The sequence below is a fragment of the Staphylococcus gallinarum genome (assembly GCF_000875895.1).
GTDB classification, from domain to species: domain Bacteria; phylum Bacillota; class Bacilli; order Staphylococcales; family Staphylococcaceae; genus Staphylococcus; species Staphylococcus gallinarum.
In genome coordinates this window covers 610,149-636,441 of the sequence record NZ_JXCF01000007.1, presented here as the reverse complement: position 1 = coordinate 636,441, position 26,293 = coordinate 610,149, and the positions used below count along the sequence as shown (strand labels likewise).

Sequence of the window (26,293 nt, the reverse complement as noted above, 5' to 3'; positions counted from 1 at the left end):
TATTGTAAAATTAAGATTAATAATGAATTTAGATACTGTCATTCATTTTAAAGCGTGCATGTACATGTTATTATTTTATAGTCTATTTAAAAATAAATATAAGCTAAAGTATGAACATTAAATGATATGTTTGAAATTAATGAAGTTTTCAAATTGAGAAAGGTGATAATTATGGTAATTCAATGGTATCCAGGACATATGGCTAAGGCTAAAAGAGAGGTATCAGAACAACTTAAAAAAGTGGATGTTGTATTCGAACTTGTTGATGCTCGAATTCCATATAGTTCAAGAAATCCTATGATAGATGAAGTCATTCAACAAAAACCACGTGTTGTTATCTTAAATAAGAAAGATATGGCAAACCTTAAAGAATTAGAAAAATGGGAGTCGTATTTTAAATCGAAAGGATATTATCCTATAGCAATTGATGCTAAACATGGTAAAGGCTTGAAATTAGTAGAGCAGGTAGCCATCAAAGCGACAAAAGAAAAGTTTGAAAGAGAAAAAGCAAAGGGACTAAAACCACGAGCTATCAGAGCAATGATAGTCGGCATACCAAACGTAGGAAAATCGACACTAATCAATAAATTAGCTAATAAATCTATTGCTAAAACGGGTAACACACCAGGTGTTACTAAACAACAACAATGGATTAAAGTAGGAAATGCATTACAATTGCTAGATACACCGGGTATTCTTTGGCCGAAGTTTGAAGATCAACTTGTAGGAAAAAAATTAAGTATAACAGGTGCGATAAAGGATAGTATTGTCCATTTAGATGAAGTAGCAATATATGGTCTTGAATTTCTAAAGGAACATGATTTTGAAGGGCTAACTAAACATTATAATGTAGATGTAGATAAAGATGCTGAAATATTAGAATGGTTTGATGCAATTGGTAGAAGAAGAGGATTACTAAGACGTGGTAATGAAATAGATTATGAAGCTGTAATCGATTTGATTATACATGAAGTACGTAACGCTAAAATTGGAACCTATACATTTGATATATTTAAAGAAATGGATGTATAGGTCATTATGATAAAACAAACTATTGCTGAAATTACCAATTTACTTAAAAATCAACAATCTATTACGTCTATACAAGAACAATCTTATTATCAAGATGAGCGTAAAGGTGTTCAAAATGCTATAAAACGAAGAATTAAACAATTAGAAAAAGAACAAGCACTGTTAGATAAATATGTTGAAATGTCTAGCTATGAAAATGATATTTTAAAACAGAATAGTGAAGCACTCATTTGTGGTATTGATGAGGTAGGCAGGGGACCTTTAGCGGGACCAGTTGTTGCCTGTGCTGTTATCTTAAATAAAGACCATCAATTTACGGGTTTAAATGATTCAAAGCAACTTTCTGCCAAAAAACGCAATGAGTTAGAAACAGAATTAAAGTCTAAAGTATATGCTTATGCATATGGCTCTGCTTCTGTTGAAGAGATCGACACATTTAATATTTACGAGGCTACTAAATTGGCTATGCTAAGAGCTATTGCTGCACTTGATGTACGACCTGACCATTTATTGATTGATGCCATGGCATTAGACATTGATATCCCACAAACCTCTATTATTAAAGGAGATGCTAAAAGTATTTCAATCGCTGCTGCTAGTGTGTTGGCCAAAGAACATAGAGATCAATATATGAAACAACTTTCAAAAAAATATAATGTTTACGGTTTTGAAAAAAATGCAGGTTATGGTACACAACAACATCTTGATGGAATTAAGAAGTACGGCATTATCAGTGAACACAGAAAATCATTTGAACCAATTAAATCACATTTCAATTAATCAATTTTATAAATTAATTAAAAGAAGTGTGCTAAATCAGTTTACAATAGCGCTTTCATTTCTTATAATTGATTATGAACTTAACCTAAGAAACAGGAGGATGGAGAATGAATATCCACGAGTATCAAGGTAAAGCAATTTTTCGTTCTATGGGCGTTGCTGTCCCAGAAGGACGTGTAGCATTTACTGCTGAAGAGGCAGTAGAAAAGGCAAAAGAATTACAATCTGATGTGTATGTGGTTAAAGCACAAATTCACGCCGGGGGTAGAGGTAAAGCAGGCGGAGTAAAAATTGCAAAATCACTTTCTGAAGTTGAAACTTATGCAAATGAATTGCTAGGTAAAACTTTAGTAACGCATCAAACTGGCCCAGAAGGGAAAGAAATTAAACGCCTTTACATAGAAGAAGGCTGCGATATTCAAAAAGAATATTATGTAGGTTTTGTAATTGACCGCGCAACTGATAGGGTCACTTTGATGGCTTCTGAAGAAGGCGGTACTGAAATTGAAGAAGTGGCTGCTAAAACACCTGAAAAGATTTTCAAAGAAACAATTGATCCAGTTGTTGGTTTAGCACCATATCAAGCAAGAAGAATTGCATTTAACATTAATATTCCTAAAGAATCAATTAATAAAGCAGCTAAGTTTTTAATCTCGCTTTATAATGTATTTATTGAAAAAGACTGTTCTATTGTTGAAATCAACCCATTAGTAACAACTGGTGACGGTGAAGTCTTAGCATTGGATGCGAAAATCAACTTTGACGATAATGCATTATTTAGACATAAAGACATCCAAGAATTACGTGACTTAGAAGAGGAAGATCCAAAAGAAATCGAAGCTTCTAAATATGATTTATCTTACATCGCTTTAGATGGAGATATCGGTTGTATGGTAAATGGTGCTGGTTTAGCAATGGCTACTATGGATACAATTAATCATTTTGGAGGAAATCCTGCTAACTTCTTAGACGTAGGAGGCGGCGCAACTAAAGAAAAGGTTACTGAAGCATTTAAAATCATCTTAGGTGATGAAAATGTTAAAGGTATCTTTGTAAACATCTTCGGTGGCATTATGAAATGTGACATTATTGCCGAAGGTATTGTTGCAGCAGTTAAAGAAGTAGAACTTACATTACCACTTGTAGTACGTTTAGAAGGTACAAACGTTGAAAGAGGTAAACAAATTCTTAAAGATTCAGGTTTAGCAATTGAACCAGCTGCAACTATGGCAGAAGGCGCACAAAAAATCGTAAAACTTGTAAAAGAAGCGTAAGGAAAGGATGGGAGCACTAAGATGAGCGTATTTATTGATAAAAATACAAAAGTAATTGTACAAGGTATTACAGGGTCAACTGCCCTTTTCCATACAAAACAAATGCTTGAATATGGTACACAAATTGTTGCAGGGGTAACGCCAGGTAAAGGTGGACAAGTTGTAGAAGGTGTACCAGTATTTAATACAGTTGAAGAAGCAAAAGCAGAAACAGGTGCGAACGTTTCTGTAATTTATGTACCAGCACCATTTGCTGCAGATGCTATTTTAGAATGTATCGAAGCGGAGCTAGACTTAGCTATTTGTATTACAGAGCATATTCCAGTTGTGGATATGATTAAAGTGAAACGTTATTCTGAAGGCAAGAAAACACGTGTTGTAGGACCTAACTGCCCAGGTGTTATTACTGCTGATGAGTGTAAAATTGGTATCATGCCAGGTTACATTCACAAAAAAGGTCATGTAGGTGTGGTATCACGTTCAGGTACACTAACTTATGAAGCTGTACACCAATTAACTGAAGAGGGTATTGGCCAAACAACTGCAGTAGGTATCGGTGGTGACCCTGTTAACGGCACAAACTTTATCGATGTCCTAAAAGCGTTCAATGAAGACGATGAAACTAAAGCTGTAGTTATGATTGGTGAAATCGGTGGTACTGCGGAAGAAGAAGCTGCAGAGTGGATTAAAGCTAATATGACTAAACCTGTTGTTGGTTTCGTAGGTGGACAAACTGCGCCTCCAGGTAAGCGTATGGGTCATGCTGGTGCTATCATTTCTGGTGGTAAAGGTACTGCCGATGAAAAGATTAAAACACTCAATAGCTGTGGTGTTAAAACAGCAGACACACCATCTGAAATTGGTACGACTTTAATCGAAGCAGCAAAAGAAGCTGGCATTTATGATGAATTATTAACAGTTAAATAATTTAATAATGCACTAAATAAGCACAAATTCCGAAGTATGTCGGGGTTTGTGCTATTTTAAGTGCCTAAAATTTACAATTCTCCTATTATAATAGTAGAAACTGATTTTTTTACTATGTTTTCTCTGAGATAATTGTTGTTTGTAAATGATTAGTCGATTTACAAATGATTTAAAATTACTTTTTAAAATCAGATTAAATTTTCAACTTATAAGACATAAAACTGTAAATTGAATTTGTACATTCTTGGTATATAATTTTAAGTATAAGGAGGGAACTATGAAACGTAGTTATCTATACTTAAAGCTAAGGTTTGCAGGTTTATCGACAATACAAATCTACAATTTATGTAAATTATTTCCTCATTTTCTAACTGCTCCGTTCAATGATCAACATCAATTACTATCCCGATTCTTATCTATGTCAAAGATCACTCATTCAGCGACTATCTCGCAGAAATTTCAGACTGAAACAATTACACAAATACTAACAACTTTGAACAATAGTCAAACGCATTTTGTTAGTATTGACCAATGTCACTATCCTTCTATACTTCGCGAAATTTATCAACCTCCATTAATATTATTCTACAGAGGACGTACGGACTTACTATCTCTTCCACATACATTAGCCGTAATTGGTTCAAGACATGCAACTCAATACTCCTATCAAGCACTAGATATGTTATTTCAGTCATTACAAGCTCATCGTTTTTGTATTGTTTCTGGATTAGCAAAGGGTGCTGATTGTTATGCGCATCAATGTGCGATGTATTGGCAAATGCCAACTATTGCTGTTTTAGGGTTTGGTCATAATCATCATTATCCAAAGGAAACTGCACAAGTCCGTCAATACATAGAACAAAATGGCATTGTCATAAGCGAATATTTACCTGATGATCCACCAAAAAAATATTACTTTCCTCAACGTAACAGAATTATTAGCGGTATATCTAAAGGTGTCTTGATTACAGAGTCTATGGAGCGTAGTGGCACATTAATTACAACACAATTTGCATTAGAGCAAAATAGAAATGTCTATATATTACCTGGAAGTATATTTGATCCAATGGTTAAAGGGAATTTATTAAGTGCACAGGAAGGCGCAAAAATTGTGATTAATGCAATGGATATTATAGAAGATTATATTTAAATTTCTCAAAACAGTAAAAGTGTAGTACAGTTTAACCTGAGTAAATAATTCAATCACAAAAAGAGTGTATAGATGATGTAATTTGAACAGGTCAAGGTTTTAAAATTGTAACTCTATAATTAAAAACATTGACAAAAACAAAATACACCGTTTATCATTTATCTTTGTAATTAAGAAATGCAAGGGGGTAACTACTTTGGCAGAAAATTTAGTCATAGTTGAATCGCCTGCAAAAGCTAAAACCATTGAAAAATATTTAGGTAAAAAATACAAAGTAATCGCATCAATGGGGCATGTTAGAGACTTGCCACGAAGCCAAATGGGTGTAGATTATGATAATGATTATGAACCAAAATATATAACGATACGCGGCAAAGGTCCTGTTGTAAAGGAATTAAAAAAGCATGCTAAAAAAGCAAAGAAAGTCTTTTTAGCGAGTGACCCTGACCGTGAGGGTGAAGCAATTGCTTGGCATTTAGCGAACATTTTAAATTTAGAAGATTCAAAAGAAAATAGAGTAGTATTTAATGAAATAACAAAAGATGCTGTGAAAGATAGTTTTAAACATCCAAGAGGCATAGAAATGGATTTAGTTGATGCACAACAAGCTAGACGTGTATTAGATAGATTAGTAGGATATAATATTTCGCCGGTATTATGGAAAAAGGTGAAAAAAGGTTTGTCAGCTGGTCGTGTACAATCAGTTGCATTAAGACTTGTTATTGATCGTGAAAATGAAATTCGAAACTTCAAACCAGAAGAATACTGGAAAATTGAAGGTGAGTTCAGATATAAGAAATCTAAATTCAATGCGAAATTCTTACATTATAAAAATAAACCTTATAAATTGACTAACAAAGATGACGTAGAAGTGATTACTAAGGAATTAGATGGTGATCAATTTGAGGTTACTAAAGTCACGAAAAAGGAAAAAACGAGATATCCAGCAAATCCATTTACAACATCGACGCTACAACAAGAAGCCGCGCGTAAATTAAACTTTAAAGCTCGTAAAACAATGATGTTAGCACAACAACTATATGAAGGTATCGATCTGAAGAGACAGGGTACTGTTGGTTTAATCACATATATGAGAACAGACTCCACAAGAATTTCAGACCAAGCCAAAGCTGAAGCAAAAGGTTACATTCAAGAAAAATATGGAAATGATTACACATCTAATAGAAAAGCTAAAGGTCAAGGCGACCAAGATGCCCATGAGGCAATCAGACCTTCGAGCACTTTGAGAACGCCAGCAGATATGAAAGATTATTTAACGCGTGATCAACACAGATTATATAAATTGATATGGGAAAGGTTTGTAGCTAGTCAAATGGCACCTGCCATTTTAGATACAGTAGCTTTGGATTTAACACAAAATAATATTAAGTTCAGAGCTAATGGACAGACGATTAAGTTCAAAGGTTTTATGACATTATATGTCGAAGCTAAAGATGACGAAGAGAATGGTAAAGAAAATAAATTGCCGAATATTGATGAAGGTGAGAAAGTAACAGCAACAAATATTGAACCTTCTCAACATTTTACCCAACCACCACCACGTTATACTGAAGCACGTCTTGTTAAAACATTAGAAGAATTAAAAATAGGTAGACCATCCACATATGCACCAACAATTGACACAATTCAAAAAAGAAATTACGTCAAAAATGAAAGTAAGCGATTTGTACCAACTGAATTAGGTGAAATTGTGCATGAACAAGTCAAAGATTATTTCCCTGAAATTATTGATGTCGATTTCACTGTAAACATGGAAACTTTACTTGATAAAGTAGCAGAAGGTGACATTGCATGGAAAAAGGTTATATCTGATTTTTACAATAGCTTTAAACAAGATGTTGAACGTGCAGAAGAAGAAATGGAAAAAATAGAAATTAAAGATGAGCCTGCTGGTGAAGATTGTGAAGTATGCGGTTCACCAATGGTAATTAAAATGGGACGTTATGGTAAATTTATGGCGTGTTCAAATTTCCCAGATTGTCGTAATACCAAAGCAATCATTAAGTCAATCGGCGTGAAATGCCCAAAATGTAATGAAGGGGACGTCGTGGAAAGAAAGTCTAAGAAAAACAGACTGTTTTATGGTTGTTCTAAATATCCAGAATGTGACTTCATAAGTTGGGATAAACCAGTTGGACGTGCATGTCCAAAATGTGAACACTATCTTGTTGAGAAGAAACAAGGTAGAAAGAGTCAGGTTGTCTGCTCAAACTGTGATTACAAAGAAGAAGAACAAAAGTAAAAGTAATTAAATTAGTATGTTCATAATAGCGCCTTATTAGCGCAAAATAAAAATTATAATAACAGCAACTTACGGCACATATTTTAAAAAGTGGTAATCAGTTTTTATAATATATGATATACGTGTCGTAGTTGCTATTTTAATGTATTGGAGGATTTATCATGACTCAAACGGTAAATGTAGTTGGAGCAGGGTTAGCAGGATCAGAGGCAGCATACCAACTCGCACAAAGAGGTATTAAAGTGAATTTAATAGAGATGAGACCGGTTAAACAAACACCTGCACATCACACGGATAAATTTGCAGAATTAGTTTGTTCCAATTCACTGCGAGGTAATGCCTTAACAAATGCTGTGGGCGTTTTAAAGGAAGAGATGAGAAGATTAGATTCGTTAATCATCAGTGCTGCCGATAAAGCGCGAGTACCTGCAGGTGGTGCATTAGCGGTTGATAGACATGACTTTGCAGGTTATGTTACAGAAACTTTAAAAAATCATCCTAATGTGACTGTATTGAATGAAGAGGTTGATGGTATACCTGATGGCTACACAATTATTGCTACTGGACCACTAACTACGAGTAATCTAGCACAAGAAATTGTAGATGTTACTGGTAAAGATCAACTTTATTTCTATGATGCAGCAGCACCGATAATCGAAAAAGATAGTATCGATATGAATAAAGTCTATTTAAAATCACGTTATGATAAAGGAGAGGCGGCATACCTTAATTGTCCAATGACAGAAGAAGAATTTGATAGATTTTATGAAGCGGTATTGGCAGCTGAAGTTGCTCCAGTTAATGAATTTGAAAAGGAAAAATATTTTGAAGGTTGTATGCCATTTGAAGTGATGGCAGAACGAGGTAGAAAAACGTTATTATTCGGACCAATGAAACCAGTTGGACTAGAAGATCCAAAGACAGGGAAACGTCCATTTGCTGTAGTACAATTACGTCAAGATGATGCAGCTGGTACGCTATATAATATTGTAGGTTTTCAAACGCATTTAAAATGGGGTGCCCAAAAAGACGTGATACGTCTTATGCCTGGTTTAGAAAATGTAGATATCGTAAGATACGGTGTTATGCATAGAAATACCTTTATTAATTCACCTGACGTTTTAACAGAGACTTATGAATTAAAAGGAAGAGAATCACTTTATTTTGCAGGGCAAATGACAGGTGTTGAAGGTTATGTTGAAAGTGCTGCAAGTGGACTTGTAGCAGGTATTAACTTAGCTCATAAATTACAAGGTAAAGGCGAAGTTATTTTCCCAAGAGAAACTATGATTGGTAGTATGGCATATTATATTTCTCATGCTAAAAATGAAAAGAATTTCCAACCTATGAATGCTAACTTTGGTTTATTGCCATCTCTTGAAAATAGAATTAAAGATAAAAAAGAACGTTACGAAAAGTTAGCTAATAGAGCATTATCATTCTTAGATAATTACAAACAAACCTTATAATAATAAATTTACAACGTTTGTTTCCGAAAATTTAGAAAATTTACCACAACTTAATAGTTATTTTTCGCAGTCCCCTTCCACAATATGCTAGAATACTTATTGATGGAGGGGTTTTTATTGGAAGAAATCCAAACAGCATACCTGTATATGTTGAAAGTTGAGAGACAATTTTCAGAACATACTTTAAAGTCATATCACGATGACTTAGAACAGTTTAATGCATTTTTATCTCAAGAATATTTAAATTTAGCAACCTTTGAATATAAGGATGCAAGAAATTATTTGAGTTTTTTATATTCAAAAGGCTTGAAAAGAACGACAGTTTCCCGTAAAATTTCTACGCTGAGAAGTTTTTACGAATATTGGATGACTCAAGATGATCAAGTAACTAATCCGTTCGTACAGCTCGTACATCCAAAAAAGGAACAATACTTACCACATTTTTTCTATGAAGCGGAAATGGATGCGCTATTTGATACAGTTGAAAGGGATGCCAAAAAAGGATTGCGAGATCGTGTAATCTTAGAACTGTTATATGCAACTGGCATAAGGGTGTCGGAATTAGTTAATATTCAAATGTCTGACTTAGATATGAATTTACCCGGAGTTAAGGTGTTAGGGAAAGGCAGTAAGGAAAGATTTATTCCTTTTGGCGAATTTTGTAAACAAAGTATTGAACGATATTTAGAAAGCTATAAACCTAAGGTAAATGCAAATCACAATTATTTGTTAGTAAATATGAGCGGTGCGCCTATAACAGAGCGTGGCGTTCGTTATGTGTTGAATGATGTTGTCAAACGAACGGCAGGCGTGACAGAAATTCACCCTCATAAATTGCGGCATACATTTGCAACGCATATGTTAAATCAAGGCGCCGATTTAAGAACAGTTCAATCACTGTTAGGGCATGTAAATCTTTCGACTACAGGTCGCTATACACATGTGACAAATGATCAGTTGAGAAAAGTTTATTTAAATGCACATCCACGTGCAAAAAAGGAGAATTAAATTATGAGTACATCTATACATGCAACAACTATATATGCTGTGAAACATAATGGTCATTCTGCGATGGCAGGTGATGGTCAGGTAACACTTGGGGAACAAGTAATTATGAAAAATACTGCTAGAAAAGTGCGACGTTTATACAACGATAAAGTGTTAGCTGGTTTTGCAGGAAGCGTTGCGGATGCCTTCACTTTATTTGAAAAATTTGAAACAAAGCTTCAACAATTTGGAGGTAATTTGGAAAGAGCTGCTGTAGAGCTAGCTCAAGAATGGAGAGGCGATAAACAATTACGTCAACTTGAAGCGATGCTTATCGTTATGGATCAAGAATCATTACTAGTTGTAAGTGGAACAGGGGAAGTCATTGCACCAGATGATGACTTAATTGCAATTGGTTCAGGTGGTAATTATGCATTGAGCGCAGGAAGAGCACTGAAACGCCATGCAACACATTTATCTGCAAAGGAAATGGCATATGAAAGTCTGAAAGTTGCTTCTGACATTTGTGTGTTTACCAATGATCATATTATCGTCGAGGAATTATAAATTAGAATGACAGAATAGTTTAAATATAGTAATAAAAATGTATAAAATATTTGAAATCGGATAAAGTATAAGCAATTGCTTGTATAGCGATAAGGCATTTAATTATTGTTTTTTAATTATTATGCATAAATGGAGGTTATACAGATATGGACACGAATGGTATTAAACTAACACCAAAAGATATCGTTTCAAGTCTGAATGAATATATTGTCGGACAAGAAGATGCAAAACGTAAAGTCGCAGTTGCGCTTAGAAATAGATATCGCAGAAGCTTGCTCTCTGAAGAAGAAAAGCAAGAGATTGCACCTAAAAATATTTTAATGATTGGTCCAACAGGTGTTGGGAAGACAGAAATTGCTAGAAGAATGGCAAAAATTGTAGGTGCGCCTTTCATCAAAGTGGAAGCTACTAAATTTACAGAAGTAGGCTACGTTGGTCGTGATGTTGAAAGCATGGTTAGAGATTTAGTTGATGTAGCAGTACGTTTAGTAAAGGAACAAAAAAAATTACTTGTTGAAGATGAAGCTAGAGAGAAAGCAAACGAAAAACTGGTTAAGTTGTTAGTACCTAGTATGAAGAAAAAAGCGAACCAAAATAACAACCCGTTGGAATCATTATTTGGAGGGGCAATGCCTAACTTCGGACAGAATAGTGACGAAGAGGAAGAAGCCCCAACTGAAGAAATTAAAACTAAACGCTCTGAAATCAAACAACAATTATTAAATGGGCAACTAGAAGAGGAAAAAGTTCGCATTAAAGTTGAGCAAGACCCAGGAGCTATGGGTATGTTAGGTACAAACCAAAATCAACAAATGCAAGATATGATGAACCAATTATTGCCTAAGAAAAAGGTAGAGCGAGAAGTGCCAGTAAAAACTGCGAGAAAAATATTAGCAGATGAATTTGCAGATGAATTGATCGATCAAGAATCAGCAAACCAAGAAGCAATTGAACTAGCAGAACAAATGGGCATTATCTTTATTGATGAAATAGACAAAGTTGCCACAAATAATCAAAATTCTGGTCAAGATGTGTCAAGACAAGGCGTTCAAAGAGATATCTTACCAATTCTTGAAGGTAGCATGATTCAAACGAAATATGGTACTGTAAGTACGGAACATATGCTGTTTATTGGTGCTGGTGCATTCCATGTTGCTAAGCCAAGTGATTTAATTCCTGAGTTGCAAGGTCGTTTTCCAATTCGTGTTGAATTAGAAAGTCTTTCAGTAGAAGATTTTGTTAGCATATTAACAGAGCCTAAATTATCACTTATCAAACAATATGAAGCATTGTTACAAACAGAAGATGTGACGGTGAACTTTACTGACGAAGCGATTCAGCGTTTAGCTGAAATTGCATTCCAAGTCAATCAAGATACGGATAATATCGGTGCACGTCGACTACACACGATTTTAGAGAAAATGCTTGAAGATTTATCGTTTGAAGCACCAAATATGCCGAATGCTGTGGTTGATATTACACCACAATATGTCGATGATAAATTGAAAACAATCTCAACAAATAAAGATTTAAGTGCATTTATTTTATAATATAAATTACAAAGGAGTAAGAATATGAGCTTATTATCGAAAACTAGAGAATTAAACACACTTTTGCAAAAGCATAAAGGAATTGCCGTTGATTTCAAAGATATGGCGCAAACGATTAGTAGTGTAACGGTAACAAATGTATTTATCGTTTCAAGAAAAGGGAAAATTTTAGGATCAAGCTTAAACGAATTATTAAAAAATGAACGTATTATTCAAATGCTTGAAAATCGTCATATCCCAAGTGAGTATACAGACCAATTAATGGACGTAAAGGAAACACAATCTAATATTGACATTGAAAATGTACTCACAGTATTCCCACCTGAAAATAAAGATCTATTTACTGATAGTCGTACGACAATCTTCCCAATTCTAGGTGGTGGGGAACGTTTAGGTACTTTAGTATTAGGTAGAGTTCAAGATGATTTCTCTGAAAATGACCTAGTATTAGGTGAATATGCTGCAACAGTAATCGGTATGGAAATTTTAAGAGAAAAGCATAATGAAGTTGAAAAAGAAGCTCGAGATAAAGCTGCAATTAGCATGGCTATCAACTCATTATCATATTCTGAAAGTGAAGCAATCGAGCATATTTTTGAAGAGTTAGGCGGAAAAGAAGGCCTACTTATTGCTTCTAAAGTTGCAGATCGTGTTGGCATTACAAGATCAGTTATTGTTAATGCATTACGTAAATTAGAAAGTGCGGGCGTTATAGAGTCACGTTCACTCGGTATGAAAGGTACTTTCATTAAAGTTAAAAAAGATAAGTTCTTAGACGAATTAGATCGTTTTAAATAAAAAGAATTTAATGTTGTATATAAAAAAAGAACGTGAGAATTGACTAGGTTGAACGCGTGTTATAAATTTCGTTCATTGTTATAACACGTTCTTTTTTTATGTCATAATTCAACTAATGAAATAGTTGCTTTATAAATACAAATGTGATATATTTATTCACGGCTATAAAGCCAATACACACATAAGAAGTGAAAGTATAAACGGTGCGATAATTCATTATCGTGTTTGTATGAGCTTTTTATGGAGGTAGAAAACCAATAGGAGGAATTTAATCATGGCAGTAATTTCAATGAAACAATTGCTAGAAGCAGGTGTTCACTTCGGTCACCAAACACGCCGTTGGAACCCAAAAATGAAAAGATATATCTTCACTGAGAGAAACGGTATTTACATTATCGACTTACAAAAAACAGTGAAAAAAGTAGAAGAAGCTTATAACTTCATCAAACAAATTTCTGAAGATGGCGGTAAAGTTTTATTCGTTGGTACGAAGAAACAAGCTCAAGAATCAGTTAAAGCTGAAGCTGAGCGTTCTGGTCAATTCTACGTTAACCAAAGATGGTTGGGTGGAATCTTAACTAACTATAAAACAATCTCTAAACGTATTAAACGTATCTCTGAAATTGAAAAAATGGAAGAAGATGGCCTATTCGAAGTATTACCTAAAAAAGAAGTTGTAGAACTTAAAAAAGAATATGACCGTTTAATTAAATTCTTAGGCGGAATTCGTGATATGAAATCAATGCCTCAAGCATTATTCGTTGTTGATCCTCGTAAAGAGCGCAACGCAATTGCTGAAGCACGTAAATTAAACATCCCAATCGTAGGTATCGTGGATACTAACTGTGATCCTGATGAAATTGATTACGTTATCCCTGCTAACGATGATGCTATCCGTGCCGTTAAGTTATTAACTGGTAAAATGGCAGATGCAATCTTAGAAGGTCAACAAGGTGTATCAAATGAAGAAGTAGCAGCTGAACAAAACATTGATTTAGAAGAATCTAAAGAAGCTACTGAAGCAGAAACAACTGAAGAAGACACTTCTGTTGAATCAAACTAAGAATAATGTAAAATGGGTGATAAGATAAATAGGCTTATCACCTTTTTTTAAGATAAATTTATTAAAATTCATTAATAATGGAGGAATATGAAATGGCAATTTCAGCTAAACTTGTAAAAGAATTACGTGAAAAAACTGGCGCTGGTATGATGGACTGTAAAAAAGCGTTAACAGAAACTGATGGAGATATTGATAAAGCAGTTGACTACCTACGTGAAAAAGGTATTGCAAAAGCAGCTAAAAAATCTGATCGTATTGCAGCAGAAGGTCTAGTACATGTTGAGGAGAAAGGAAACGAAGCAGCAATTGTTGAAATCAACTCAGAAACTGACTTCGTTGCACGTAACGAAGGTTTCCAAAACTTAGTTAAAGAAATTGCTATCCAAGTATTAGAATCTAAAGCTGATTCAGTTGAAGCATTATTAGAAACTACTTTACCAAGTGGTGAAACAGTAGACCAACGTATGAAAGAAGCAATTTCTACAATCGGTGAGAAATTAAGCATTCGTCGTTTTGCTGTGAGAACAAAAACTGACAACGATTCATTCGGTTCATACTTACACATGGGTGGACGTATCGGTGTATTAACAGTAGTAGAAGGTTCTACTGATGCTGAAGCAGCAAAAGATGTAGCAATGCACATTGCGGCAATCAATCCTAAATATGTTTCATCTGAACAAGTAAGTGAAGATGAAATTGCTCACGAAAGAGAAGTATTAAAACAACAAGCATTAAATGAAGGTAAACCAGAAAATATCGTTGAAAAAATGGTAGAAGGTCGTTTACGTAAATATTTACAAGAAATTTGTGCAGTTGACCAAAACTTTGTAAAAGATCCTGATCAAACAGTTGAAGCTTTCTTAAAATCTAAAGGTGGAAAACTTGTTGACTTCGTACGTTATGAAGTAGGCGAAGGAATGGAAAAACGCGAAGAAAACTTTGCTGACGAAGTTAAAGGACAAATGAAATAATTTTTCATAGCTTGAACAAGAAAGAAGACACCTTTTGTGCTCCATATGAAAGATTTACTTTTGTATTGGAAGACCTATTGTGTCTTCTTTACTTGTATCAATTACATATTTTTACAATAGAGAGGATAAGACAATGGCTCAAACTTCTAAATACAAACGTGTTGTTTTAAAATTAAGTGGCGAAGCACTAGCAGGTGAGGATGGTTTTGGAATTAATCCAATCATTATAAAAAGTGTTGCTGAACAAGTGGCAGAAGTTGCTAAGATGGATTGCGAAATTGCAGTCATCGTTGGTGGCGGCAATATTTGGAGAGGTAAGACAGGTAGTGACCTCGGTATGGATCGTGGTACAGCGGATTATATGGGTATGTTAGCTACTGTAATGAATGCATTAGCATTACAAGACAGTTTAGAGCAACTAGAATGTGATACGCGCGTTTTAACTTCAATTGAAATGAAACAAGTAGCAGAACCATACATTCGACGCCGTGCAATCAGACATTTAGAGAAAAAACGTGTTGTAATTTTCGCAGCTGGAATAGGTAATCCATACTTTTCTACTGACACAACTGCAGCTTTACGTGCAGCGGAAGTTGAAGCTGATGTTATCTTGATGGGTAAAAATAACGTTGATGGCGTTTATTCTGCAGATCCTAAAGTAGATTCAAGCGCGGTCAAATATGAACACCTTACTCATATTCAAATGTTACAAGAAGGTTTACAAGTAATGGACTCAACAGCATCATCATTCTGTATGGATAATAATATTCCATTAAATGTATTTTCAATTACAGAAGAAGGTAATATTAAACGTGCTGTAATGGGCGAAAAAATAGGAACTTTAATTACAAAATAATTAGGAGTGTATGACAATGAGTGACATTCTTCAAGACACAAAGTCAAAAATGAAAAAATCTATTGATAATCTATCAAGAGAATTAGCTAATATCAGTGCAGGTAGAGCCAATTCTAATTTATTAAACGGAGTAACAGTTGATTATTATGGTGCACCTACACCAGTTCAACAATTAGCAAGCATCAATGTGCCAGAAGCACGTTTATTAGTGATTTCTCCATATGACAAGTCTTCTGTTGCTGATATTGAAAAAGCAATTAATGCTGCAAATCTTGGTGTTAATCCTTCAAGTGATGGTGAAGTAATTCGTATTAGTGTACCAGCATTAACTGAGGAGCGTCGTAAAGAATTAGTTAAAGACGTTAAAAAAATCGGTGAAAATGCTAAAGTTGCAATTAGAAATGTTCGCCGTGATTCTAATGACGAACTTAAAAAACAACAAAAAGATGGCGACATCACTGAGGATGATTTAAGATCTCAAACAGAGGATGTTCAAAAGTTAACTGACGATTCTATTAAACAAGTAGATGAACTATTAGACGAAAAAGAAAAAGATATAATGTCAGTATAAACATGGTAAGAATGCATTTATTCTAAGTTATGAGCATATTGCGTAAGCATGTCATCATAATTATTATAGCAATGCATAATTTTATCTGAACTGTATCAAATAGGACTTTGGTACAGTTTTTTTATTTGTTTATTCAACGTGCTTATCTATTATGATAAAATGGTAGATAAATGTATCGTGAACCTATTATAATAAACAGAGAGACGCAAGCTCGGAGGAAATACCATGTTTAAAAAGTTAAATAAACAGAAAAAGAAACAATCACAGCAATTAAATTCTGAAATAGACTTACATAATATACCAGAACATGTTGCAATCATAATGGACGGAAATGGTCGATGGGCAAAAAAAAGAAAGTTACCTCGCATCAAGGGTCATTATCAAGGTATGCAAACAGTTAAAGAAATTACTAGAGAAGCTAGTGATTTAGGTATTAAATACTTAACGTTATATGCGTTTTCTACAGAAAATTGGTCTAGACCTAAAAGTGAAGTTAACTATATCATGAATTTACCTGTTAATTTCTTGAAAACATTTTTACCAGAATTGATTGAAAAAAATGTAAAAGTTGAAACAATTGGTTTTATGGAACACTTGCCAGATTCAACATTAAAAGCTATCAATAAAGCGATTGAAGAAACGAAAGACAACACCGGCTTACGTTTAATCTTTGCATTGAACTATGGCGGTCGTGCAGAAATTGTGCAGAGTATGAAAACAATATTCGATGAATTATCTAATGAGGGACTTACAAGTGATTCGATTAATGAAGCAATGATAGAAAAACACCTAATGACACATCGTTATCCAGATCCGGAATTGCTAATTAGAACTTCAGGAGAGCAAAGAATTAGTAATTTCCTAATTTGGCAAGCATCATATAGTGAATTTATTTTCAATGAAAAATTGTGGCCCGACTTCGACAAAGAAGAGTTAATAAATTGTATTAAAATTTATCAATCACGCCAACGTCGATTTGGCGGGGTTATAGATAGTTAGGAGAAAAGTATGAAAGTTAGAACTTTAACAGCAATTATTGCGCTGATCATTTTCCTTCCAATTTTATTAAAAGGTGGATTTAGTTTAATTTTATTTTCATATTTACTTGCTTTTATCGGTTTAAAAGAATTGCTAAATATGAATATGATTAAGTTCTTATCAATTCCAGGTATAATAAGTGCATTAGGTGTGCTTATTATTATGTTGCCACAAGATGCTGGTACATGGGTTAATGATTTACAACTTAAATCATTAATTGCAATGAGTTTCATTCTATTAAGTTATACAGTATTGTCGAAAAATAGATTTAGTTTTATGGACGCAGCCTTCTGTTTAATGTCAATTGCATATGTTGGTATTGGATTTATGTACTTATATGAAACACGATCAGAAGGTATACATTACATATTATTTGCCTTTTTAGTGGTATGGTTAACTGATACAGGAGCATATATCTTTGGTCGCCTAATGGGTAAACATAAGCTGTGGCCTGTAATTAGTCCTAATAAGACAATCGAAGGTTTTATTGGTGGTTTGATTTGTAGTTTAATTGTTCCATTAATTATGATTATGTTTGTGGACTTTGATATTGCGACATGGTTATTATTAATTCTTACAGTGATACTAAGTATGTTTGGTCAGTTAGGTGATTTAGTTGAATCTGGATTTAAACGTCACTTTGGTGTGAAAGATTCCGGCCGAATTTTACCTGGTCACGGTGGTATTCTCGATAGATTTGATAGCTTTATGTTTGTATTACCATTATTAAATATTTTCCTTATTCAAATGTAAGTTTAAATTATAGATTTACACGTAAAATAGATATATCTTTTACAGGAGTTAATGAATAATGGATCCTAATTTCTAAGTAATTAGGTGAAATTGTTTCTTAACTCCTTTTCACAAGGTTAGAAAATCTATGTTAAAAATTAGATCATATCGAATTGGTATAGTTATGTGTAACGTAAAGTAGAGTTGTGTTATACTTTTATAATCTTGAGTAATGCTTAAGAAACAATAATATGTAATTAAATGTTTAAAGATGGTAACAACGTCACAATAATTAATTTATATCGAAAAATATGAGGTGTATTGAATTGAGTTTTCTAGTAACAATAATATCTTTTATCATCGTATTTGGTGTACTGGTTTCCGTTCATGAATATGGACATATGTTCTTTGCCAAAAGAGCAGGAATTATGTGCCCCGAATTTGCTATTGGTATGGGTCCCAAAATATTTAGTTTCAGAAAGAATGAAACGTTATATACAATTCGACTATTGCCAGTTGGTGGTTATGTTCGAATGGCGGGTGATGGTTTAGAAGAATCACCTGTACAACCTGGAATGCATGTTAAAATCAAAGTGAATGATAATAACGAAATAACGCATATCATATTAGACGATCAACATAAATTCCAACAAATCGAAGCAATTGAAGTAAAGCAATGTGATTTTAGTGAAGGCTTATACATTGAAGGTGTCACAGCTCATGATCAAGAACGTCACCATTATCAAATCGCTAAAAAAGCTTTCTTTGTGGAAAATGGTAGCTTGATTCAAATTGCACCTAAAGATCGTCAATTCACATATAAAAAGCCTTACCAAAAGTTTTTAACTTTATTTGCAGGTCCATTATTTAATTTTTTACTTACTTTAGTTATTTTTATCGGACTGGCTTATTATCAAGGTACGCCTACAAATAGTATAGATAAAGTTTTTGATCATACACCTGCCCAACAAGCAGGGTTACAATCTGGTGATAAAATCACTAAAATAGCCAACTATGATATCAAAAATAAAGATGATATAGATAAAGCGATGGCCAATGTGAAAGATCAGAAAACAAAGGTTACGGTAGAACGCGATGGGAAAGAGAAATCGGTTGAAGTTAAGCCTAAAAAAGTAGAACAAAAAATGACGAAAACACAGTCTGAGACAAAATATATACTTGGCTATCAACCTGGAACCGAACATTCGCTATTTAAACCAATTGTCTCTGGTATTGAAAGAACAATATTTGCAGGTAAATTAATCTTTACTGCAATTTTAAGTATGATTGCCAGTATTTTCACGGGTCAATTTTCATTTGATATGTTAAATGGTCCTGTGGGTATATATCACAATGTGGATTCAGTTGTAAAAACTGGTATTATAAATTTAATTTCGTGGACTGCATTATTGAGTGTTAACTTAGGTTTAATGAATTTACTACCTATTCCTGCACTTGATGGTGGCCGAATTTTATTTGTAATTTACGAAGCAATTTTTAGAAAGCCAGTTAATAAAAAGGCAGAAACAACAATTATTGCAATTGGTGCGGTATTTGTATTGATAATTATGGTCTTAGTGACTTGGAATGATATCCAACGCTATTTCTTATAATGTAGATTAGAGAGGAGCAAACAAAGTAATGAGACAATCAAAAGTATTTATACCAACGATGAAAGAAGTTCCTTCTGGTGCTGAAGCACTAAGCCATCGTTTATTATTAAAAGCGGGGTTAATTAAACAAAGTACAAGTGGTATTTATAGCTATTTACCACTAGCAGCAAGAGTATTAAATAATATAGAAAGTATTGTTCGAGAAGAAATGGAACGTATCGATGCAGTGGAAATCTTAATGCCTGCATTACAACAAGCAGAACTTTGGGAAGAGTCTGGACGCTGGGATGCATACGGTCCTGAACTTATGCGTTTACAAGATCGTAATGGACGAGGATTTGCATTAGGTCCAACACACGAAGAAGTTGTTACATCAATTGTTAGAGATGAATTGAAATCTTATAAGCAATTACCATTGACGTTATTCCAAATTCAATCGAAATTTAGAGACGAAAAGCGCCCACGCTTTGGATTATTACGTGGACGTGAATTTATCATGAAAGATGCATATTCATTCCATGCAGATGAAGCATCTTTAGATGAATCATATAATGATATGTATGATGCTTATGGTCGTATATTTAAACGTGTTGGTATCAATGCACGTCCAGTAGTGGCTGACTCTGGTGCAATTGGTGGTAGTCATACACATGAATTTATGGCATTAAGTGAAATCGGTGAAGATACGATTGTCTATAGTGAACAAAGTGACTATGCCGCAAATATTGAAAAAGCTGAAGTTGTTTATGTACCAAATGAAAAACATGATGAAATTCAACCGTTATCAAAAATTGAAACGCCAAACATTCATACAGCAAAAGAGTTGGCAGACTTTCTTGAGAAACCATTAGATGAAATTACTAAATCTATGGTATTTAAAGTTGATGGTGAATTTATCATGGTCTTGGTACGTGGTCACCATGAAATTAATGATATTAAATTAAAGGCTTATTTTGAGACAGACAATATTGAATTAGCTACAGAAGCTGAAATTGTTAATTTATTGGGGGCAAAACCAGGTTCATTAGGACCAGTTACTGATAAAGAAATTAAAGTTTACGCAGATAACTATATCCAAGATTTAAATAATATTGTTGTTGGTGCAAACGAAGATGGTTACCACCTATTGAATGCAAATTTAGATCGTGACTTTAATGTTACTGCTTTTGGAGATTTCAGATTTATATTAGAAGGTGAAGCATTAGCGGACGGATCTGGTGCTGCTAAATTCGCAGAAGGTATTGAGGTAGGACAAGTCTTTAAATTAGGTACCAAGTATTCAGAGTCAATGAATGCTACGTTTTTAGATAATCAAGGTAAAGCAAAACCATTATTAATGGGTTGTTATGGTATTGGTGTATCAAGAACGTTAAGTGCTATCGTTGAACAAAATAACGACGAAAATGGTATTATTTGGCCAAAATCAGTTACTCCATTTGATTTACATTTGATTACGATTAATCCAAAGAAAGATGATCAGCGTGAATTAGGTGATGATTTATATACACAATTAGCTGAACATTTCGACGTGTTGTATGATGATCGTAAAGAACGCGCAGGTGTTAAATTTAACGACGCAGATTTAATTGGATTACCAATTAGAGTCGTTGTCGGTAAAAATGCTGCCGAAGGTATTGTTGAAGTTAAACGTAGAGACAATGGTGAAAGCGAAGAGATACATGTGAATGATTTAATTAATTATGTGAATGATTTATATACGAAACTTTAATTAAATTATTTGGCATTTTAATAAGTCAATTTAACCGTTTATATGATAGAGAAATTAGAAATAATATGCACGATTAAATAGCATTAGATTTTAAAACATATAATAAATCAAATTGTTATAAGGCATAGAAATGAGCGTACAGATCTGAATTGAGACGCTAATTTATGATTAGCTCAACACAAGAAATGCATAATAGGGAGTGGACTAAGAAATCTGATATACCCAGAGATTTCGATTCCACTCTCTTTTCTATGAATTACTATGTTTCATACTATGCATTGCGCCACTTTTATGAATTGTGGGAATTTTTAAAAGTGATGCATTTATATATTAGAAATATAGGTAAATGCGTTATAATATAGAGAATGATAAAAAATACATACACCGTCATTGAGAGAAAAATAAAAACAGTGTAATACAAAGTAAGGTGGTAATCGTCATGGCAATGACAAATCAGGAAAAATTCAAAGTCTTAGCTGATCAAATTAAGATTGCGAATCAGTTAGATTCAGAATTTCTTGAGCAAAGTGAATTAAATCGAGTTGATGTATCGACGGCAGATCGTTCTTGGATATTTCAAATTACATTCCCGTACTTTTTATCTATAGAAAACTATTTATTATTTATTAATGCCATTCAAGAAGAATTTAAATCTATAGCTAAAGTAAGTTGTAACTTTACTATTCAAAATAAAGCAAATCAAGATGAGTATGCGATTAAATATTTTAGTTATTGTATTGATCAAACTAAGTTATCACCAAAAGTTAAAGGACAATTGAAGCAAAAGAAATTGATTATGTCTGGTGATGTCTTGAAGGTCATGTGTCAAAATGATGTTGAGCGTAACCATTTTGATAAGGCATGTAACGGTAGTTTGATTAAAGCGTATCAGCAATGTGGTTTTGATATCAGCGGTATTATCTTTGAAACAGATAGTGTTGGTACTGAAGATGATTTGGCTTCACTCGAGGCACATATTCAACAAGAAGATGAGCAAAGTGCGCGTGAAGCAACAGAAAAATTAGAAAAAATGAAAGCTGAAAAGGCAAAACAACAAGACAACAATGAAAGTAATGTAACGAAATGTCAAATTGGTAAACCAATTCAAATTGAAAATGTTCGTTCTATAGAATCAATAGTCGAAGAAGAATTCAAAGTAGCTGTTGAAGGTGTTATCTTTGATATTAACTTAAAAGAATTGAAGAGTGGTCGTCATATCGTAGAACTAAAGGTAACTGACTACACAGATTCATTAGTACTAAAAATGTTTACACGTAAAAATAAAGATGATTTAGATCATTTTAAAGCATTGAGTGTCGGAAAATGGGTTCGTGCACAAGGAAGAATTGAAGAGGATACATTCGTACGTGATCTAGTGATGATGATGTCGGATATTGAAGAAATTAAAAAGAATCCAAAGCAAGATAAAGCTGAGGATAAAAGAGTTGAATTCCATTTACATACATCAATGAGCCAAATGGATGGTATTCCTAATATCTCTGCATATGTAGAGCAAGCTGCAAAATGGGGACATAAAGCAATTGCTGTAACAGATCATAATGTTGTTCAAGCATTTCCAGACGCTCATAATGCCGCAGAAAAAAACGGCATTAAAATGATTTATGGTATGGAAGGCATGCTCGTTGACGACGGTGTTCCTATTGCTTATAAACCATTTGATTGTGACTTGAAATCTGCTACATATGTTGTATTTGACGTGGAAACAACAGGGCTATCAAACCAATATGATAAAATCATTGAACTTGCTGCAGTTAAAGTCAAAGATGGCGAAATTATTGATAAATTTGAACGTTTCAGTAATCCACATGAAAGATTATCAGAAACAATTATCAATCTAACGCATATTACGGATGATATGTTAATAGATGCACCTGAAATTGAAGAAGTACTCACAGAATTTAAAGCATGGGTTGGAGATGCAATATTTGTAGCTCATAACGCTTCATTTGATATGGGCTTCATTGATACAGGATATGAACATGTTGGTTTAGGTGAATCAACTAATGGTGTAATTGATACCTTAGAGTTATCACGTACGATTAATACAGAATATGGTAAACATGGCTTGAATTTCTTGGCTAAAAAGTATGGCGTTGAACTGACACAACACCATAGAGCCATTTATGATACAGAAGCAACGGCATATATCTTCATTAAAATGTTAAAGCAATTAGAGGAATTAGGTGTTAATAACCATAAAGATATTAATCAGTCACTCTCCAATGAAGATGCATATAAAAGAGCGCGACCAAACCATGTAACACTTATTGTACAAAACCAACAAGGTTTGAAAAATCTCTTTAAAATCGTTAGTGAATCATTGGTCCATTATTACTATAGAACGCCAAGAATTCCACGTTCTTTGCTAGACGAATATCGTGAAGGAATACTTGTTGGTTCTGCTTGTGACGAAGGTGAAGTATTTACTGCGGTAATGCAAAAGGATCAATCTCAAGTAGAGAGAATTGCGAAATATTATGATTTTATTGAAGTACAACCACCAGCATTGTACCAAGATTTAATTGATAGAGAATTGGTTAGAGACAACGAAACGCTACACGAAATTTATCAACGTTTATTACAAGCAGGTCAAACAAACCAAATTCCAGTCATCGCTACAGGCAATGCGCATTATCTATTTGAACATGATAGTATTGCTCGAAAAATATTGATTGCATCACAGCCTGGGAATCCACTAAATCGATCTACGTTACCTGAAGCACATTTTAGAACAACAGATGAAATGCTCGATGAACTACATTTCCTAGGTGAAGAGACAGCATATGAGATTGTTGTGAAAAATACGAATGAATTAGCTGATCGTATCGAACGTGTAGTTCCGATTAAAGATGAATTATATACACCACGTATGGATGGAGCCAATGAAGAAATACGTGAACTAAGTTATTCTAATGCTAAAAAACTTTACGGTGAAGACCTACCACAAATTGTTATTGATAGGCTCGAAAAAGAATTGGCAAGTATTATCGGTAATGGTTTCGCAGTAATTTATTTGATTTCGCAACGCTTGGTAAAAAAATCATTAGATGACGGTTATTTAGTTGGTTCACGTGGTTCGGTTGGATCTAGTTTTGTTGCGACAATGACCGAAATTACAGAAGTAAATCCATTGCCGCCACACTATATTTGCCCTCAATGTAAGGAAAGTGAATTCTTTGATGATGGTTCTGTAGGTTCAGGGTTTGATTTACCGGATAAAAAATGTCCACACTGTGATTGTGATTTAATTAAAGAGGGACAAGACATACCTTTCGAAACGTTCTTAGGATTTAAAGGTGATAAAGTACCTGATATTGACTTGAACTTTAGTGGTGAATATCAACCAGAAGCACACAATTATACCAAAGTATTATTTGGTGAAGATAAAGTATTCCGTGCAGGTACAATTGGTACTGTTGCTGAAAAAACTGCCTTCGGATTTGTAAAAGGTTATTTAAACGACCAAGGAATTCACAAACGAGGCGCCGAAGTAGACCGATTAGTTAAAGGTTGTACAGGTGTTAAAAGGACAACTGGGCAACATCCAGGTGGTATTATTGTTGTACCAGATTATATGGATATTTATGACTTTACACCGGTTCAATTCCCAGCAGATGATCAATCATCATCATGGATGACGACGCACTTTGATTTCCATTCTATTCATGATAATGTATTGAAACTTGATATCCTTGGACACGATGATCCTACAATGATAAGAATGCTTCAAGATTTATCTGGTATTGATCCTAAGACGATTCCAGTTGATGATAAAGAAACGATGGGAATATTTAGCTCACCAGATCCTTTAGGTGTAACTGCTGATGATATTCTGTGTAAGACGGGAACATTCGGGGTGCCAGAATTTGGTACTGGATTTGTTCGACAAATGCTTGAGGACACGAAGCCGACTAGTTTTTCAGAATTAGTAAGAATTTCAGGTCTGTCCCATGGTACGGATGTATGGTTAGGTAATGCACAAGACTTAATACGCTCAGGCACATGTGATTTATCTAGTGTTATCTGTTGTCGTGACGATATTATGGTTTATCTAATGTATAACGGCTTAGAGCCGTCGCTTGCCTTCAAGACTATGGAATTTGTCCGAAAAGGTAAGGGTCTAACAGATGATATGGTTGAAGCTATGGTGGATAATGAAGTGCCAGATTGGTATTTAGATTCATGTAGAAAGATTAAATACATGTTCCCGAAAGCACATGCTGCTGCATATGTTTTGATGGCTGTTCGTATAGCATACTTTAAAGTACATCACCCATTGTATTATTATGCAAGTTACTTTACAGTGAGAGCGTCAGACTTTGATTTAATAACAATGATTAAAGATAAAGTTAGCATCCGTAACACTGTTAAAGATATGTATTCACGTTATATGGATTTAGCTAAAAAGGAAAAAGATACCTTAACTGTATTAGAAATAATGAATGAAATGGCACAAAGAGGCTATAGAATGCAACCAATCAGTTTAGAGAAAAGTAAAGCATTTGAATTTATTATTGAAGGTGACACATTAATTCCACCATTCATTTCGGTTCCAGGCTTAGGTGAAAACGTTGCTCAAAGAATTGTGGAAGCTAGAGATGAAGGACCATTTTTATCTAAAGAAGATTTAAACAAAAAGGCCGGATTATCACAAAAAGTTATTGATTACCTAGATGAATTGGGTTCTTTACCAAATTTACCCGATAAAGCGCAATTATCTATATTTGATATGTAAGCAGGAATCACTTAACATAATGTTGTGTCCACTTTTTCAAAAGTAAAAGAATTGAATAATTATGTAAAAGTAAATAAAGCGTCTAAATTTAACACAAATGCCATGTCATATTGTCATCACGGGATTGTGATTATGTAGTTATTTGTCTACATGAATAACATATGATA

The 26,293-nt window shown here is 33.9% G+C and carries 20 protein-coding genes; all 20 read left to right on the top strand.

The features are described from left to right. The first annotated feature begins 171 nt into the window (after positions 1-171). The 20 genes from ylqF (at position 172) to SH09_RS06675 (ending at position 26,126) form a co-directional block, all read left to right on the top strand. On the top strand, positions 172-1,032 hold the full coding sequence (gene ylqF / locus SH09_RS06770; protein WP_042738867.1) for a ribosome biogenesis GTPase YlqF: 861 nt from the start codon (positions 172-174) through the stop codon (positions 1,030-1,032). Between the two features lie 6 nt (positions 1,033-1,038). Beyond that, on the top strand, positions 1,039-1,812 hold the full coding sequence (locus SH09_RS06765; RefSeq protein WP_042738866.1) for a ribonuclease HII: 774 nt from the start codon (positions 1,039-1,041) through the stop codon (positions 1,810-1,812). A 107-nt stretch (positions 1,813-1,919) separates the two neighbouring features. Beyond that, the gene (gene sucC, locus SH09_RS06760; RefSeq protein WP_042738865.1) at positions 1,920-3,086 is read left to right on the top strand and encodes an ADP-forming succinate--CoA ligase subunit beta; all 1,167 of its coding nucleotides are present in this window, start codon (positions 1,920-1,922) and stop codon (positions 3,084-3,086) included. Positions 3,087-3,107: 21 nt separating this feature from the next. Continuing rightward, positions 3,108-4,013, top strand: coding sequence for a succinate--CoA ligase subunit alpha (sucD, locus tag SH09_RS06755; RefSeq protein WP_042738864.1), 906 nt, complete (start codon positions 3,108-3,110; stop codon positions 4,011-4,013). 277 nt (positions 4,014-4,290) lie between these two features. Next, positions 4,291-5,163, top strand: a complete 873-nt coding sequence (dprA, locus tag SH09_RS06750) for a DNA-processing protein DprA (RefSeq protein WP_042738863.1) — start codon at positions 4,291-4,293, stop codon at positions 5,161-5,163. A 196-nt stretch (positions 5,164-5,359) separates the two neighbouring features. Then, positions 5,360-7,426, top strand: a complete 2,067-nt coding sequence (topA, locus tag SH09_RS06745; RefSeq protein WP_042738862.1) for a type I DNA topoisomerase — start codon at positions 5,360-5,362, stop codon at positions 7,424-7,426. A gap of 161 nt (positions 7,427-7,587) precedes the next feature. Further along, positions 7,588-8,895, top strand: a complete 1,308-nt coding sequence (trmFO, locus tag SH09_RS06740) for an FADH(2)-oxidizing methylenetetrahydrofolate--tRNA-(uracil(54)-C(5))-methyltransferase TrmFO (protein WP_042738861.1) — start codon at positions 7,588-7,590, stop codon at positions 8,893-8,895. A 117-nt stretch (positions 8,896-9,012) separates the two neighbouring features. Then, on the top strand, positions 9,013-9,903 hold the full coding sequence (gene xerC, locus SH09_RS06735) for a tyrosine recombinase XerC (protein ID WP_042738860.1): 891 nt from the start codon (positions 9,013-9,015) through the stop codon (positions 9,901-9,903). Positions 9,904-9,906: 3 nt separating this feature from the next. Beyond that, positions 9,907-10,449 carry an ATP-dependent protease subunit HslV gene (gene hslV, locus SH09_RS06730; protein WP_042738859.1) on the top strand — a complete coding sequence of 181 codons (543 nt, stop codon included), beginning with the start codon at positions 9,907-9,909 and terminating at the stop codon, positions 10,447-10,449. 146 nt (positions 10,450-10,595) lie between these two features. Beyond that, on the top strand, positions 10,596-11,999 hold the full coding sequence (gene hslU / locus SH09_RS06725) for an ATP-dependent protease ATPase subunit HslU (RefSeq protein WP_042738858.1): 1,404 nt from the start codon (positions 10,596-10,598) through the stop codon (positions 11,997-11,999). A gap of 24 nt (positions 12,000-12,023) precedes the next feature. Continuing rightward, positions 12,024-12,797 (top strand): GTP-sensing pleiotropic transcriptional regulator CodY, encoded by a 774-nt coding sequence (codY, locus tag SH09_RS06720; protein WP_042738857.1) that lies wholly within the window; start codon positions 12,024-12,026, stop codon positions 12,795-12,797. A gap of 274 nt (positions 12,798-13,071) precedes the next feature. Next, on the top strand, positions 13,072-13,860 hold the full coding sequence (gene rpsB / locus SH09_RS06715) for a 30S ribosomal protein S2 (protein WP_042738856.1): 789 nt from the start codon (positions 13,072-13,074) through the stop codon (positions 13,858-13,860). 92 nt (positions 13,861-13,952) lie between these two features. Then, a complete protein-coding gene (gene tsf, locus SH09_RS06710) occupies positions 13,953-14,831 on the top strand; it encodes a translation elongation factor Ts (protein ID WP_042738855.1) in 879 nt (292 codons plus the stop codon). 133 nt (positions 14,832-14,964) lie between these two features. Further along, positions 14,965-15,687 (top strand): UMP kinase, encoded by a 723-nt coding sequence (pyrH, locus tag SH09_RS06705; RefSeq protein WP_042738854.1) that lies wholly within the window; start codon positions 14,965-14,967, stop codon positions 15,685-15,687. A 16-nt stretch (positions 15,688-15,703) separates the two neighbouring features. After that, a complete protein-coding gene (frr, locus tag SH09_RS06700) occupies positions 15,704-16,258 on the top strand; it encodes a ribosome recycling factor (RefSeq protein ID WP_042738853.1) in 555 nt (184 codons plus the stop codon). A 225-nt stretch (positions 16,259-16,483) separates the two neighbouring features. Continuing rightward, positions 16,484-17,257 (top strand): isoprenyl transferase, encoded by a 774-nt coding sequence (locus SH09_RS06695; protein ID WP_042738852.1) that lies wholly within the window; start codon positions 16,484-16,486, stop codon positions 17,255-17,257. Positions 17,258-17,266: 9 nt separating this feature from the next. Further along, the gene (locus SH09_RS06690; RefSeq protein WP_042738851.1) at positions 17,267-18,049 is read left to right on the top strand and encodes a phosphatidate cytidylyltransferase; all 783 of its coding nucleotides are present in this window, start codon (positions 17,267-17,269) and stop codon (positions 18,047-18,049) included. 305 nt (positions 18,050-18,354) lie between these two features. After that, a complete protein-coding gene (gene rseP / locus SH09_RS06685; RefSeq protein ID WP_042738850.1) occupies positions 18,355-19,641 on the top strand; it encodes an RIP metalloprotease RseP in 1,287 nt (428 codons plus the stop codon). 28 nt (positions 19,642-19,669) lie between these two features. Further along, positions 19,670-21,370 (top strand): proline--tRNA ligase, encoded by a 1,701-nt coding sequence (locus tag SH09_RS06680; RefSeq protein WP_042738849.1) that lies wholly within the window; start codon positions 19,670-19,672, stop codon positions 21,368-21,370. 439 nt (positions 21,371-21,809) lie between these two features. Next, the gene (locus SH09_RS06675) at positions 21,810-26,126 is read left to right on the top strand and encodes a PolC-type DNA polymerase III (RefSeq protein ID WP_042738848.1); all 4,317 of its coding nucleotides are present in this window, start codon (positions 21,810-21,812) and stop codon (positions 26,124-26,126) included. Positions 26,127-26,293 lie beyond the last annotated feature (167 nt).

Coding starts and splice junctions, on each gene's coding strand:
- ylqF (WP_042738867.1), top strand. CDS start 172: ATGGTAATTCAATGGTATCCAGGACATATGGCTAAGGCTAAAAGAGAG.
- SH09_RS06765 (WP_042738866.1), top strand. CDS start 1,039: ATGATAAAACAAACTATTGCTGAAATTACCAATTTACTTAAAAATCAA.
- sucC (WP_042738865.1), top strand. CDS start 1,920: ATGAATATCCACGAGTATCAAGGTAAAGCAATTTTTCGTTCTATGGGC.
- sucD (WP_042738864.1), top strand. CDS start 3,108: ATGAGCGTATTTATTGATAAAAATACAAAAGTAATTGTACAAGGTATT.
- dprA (WP_042738863.1), top strand. CDS start 4,291: ATGAAACGTAGTTATCTATACTTAAAGCTAAGGTTTGCAGGTTTATCG.
- trmFO (WP_042738861.1), top strand. CDS start 7,588: ATGACTCAAACGGTAAATGTAGTTGGAGCAGGGTTAGCAGGATCAGAG.
- hslV (WP_042738859.1), top strand. CDS start 9,907: ATGAGTACATCTATACATGCAACAACTATATATGCTGTGAAACATAAT.
- hslU (WP_042738858.1), top strand. CDS start 10,596: ATGGACACGAATGGTATTAAACTAACACCAAAAGATATCGTTTCAAGT.
- codY (WP_042738857.1), top strand. CDS start 12,024: ATGAGCTTATTATCGAAAACTAGAGAATTAAACACACTTTTGCAAAAG.
- rpsB (WP_042738856.1), top strand. CDS start 13,072: ATGGCAGTAATTTCAATGAAACAATTGCTAGAAGCAGGTGTTCACTTC.
- tsf (WP_042738855.1), top strand. CDS start 13,953: ATGGCAATTTCAGCTAAACTTGTAAAAGAATTACGTGAAAAAACTGGC.
- pyrH (WP_042738854.1), top strand. CDS start 14,965: ATGGCTCAAACTTCTAAATACAAACGTGTTGTTTTAAAATTAAGTGGC.
- frr (WP_042738853.1), top strand. CDS start 15,704: ATGAGTGACATTCTTCAAGACACAAAGTCAAAAATGAAAAAATCTATT.
- SH09_RS06695 (WP_042738852.1), top strand. CDS start 16,484: ATGTTTAAAAAGTTAAATAAACAGAAAAAGAAACAATCACAGCAATTA.
- SH09_RS06690 (WP_042738851.1), top strand. CDS start 17,267: ATGAAAGTTAGAACTTTAACAGCAATTATTGCGCTGATCATTTTCCTT.
- SH09_RS06680 (WP_042738849.1), top strand. CDS start 19,670: ATGAGACAATCAAAAGTATTTATACCAACGATGAAAGAAGTTCCTTCT.
- SH09_RS06675 (WP_042738848.1), top strand. CDS start 21,810: ATGGCAATGACAAATCAGGAAAAATTCAAAGTCTTAGCTGATCAAATT.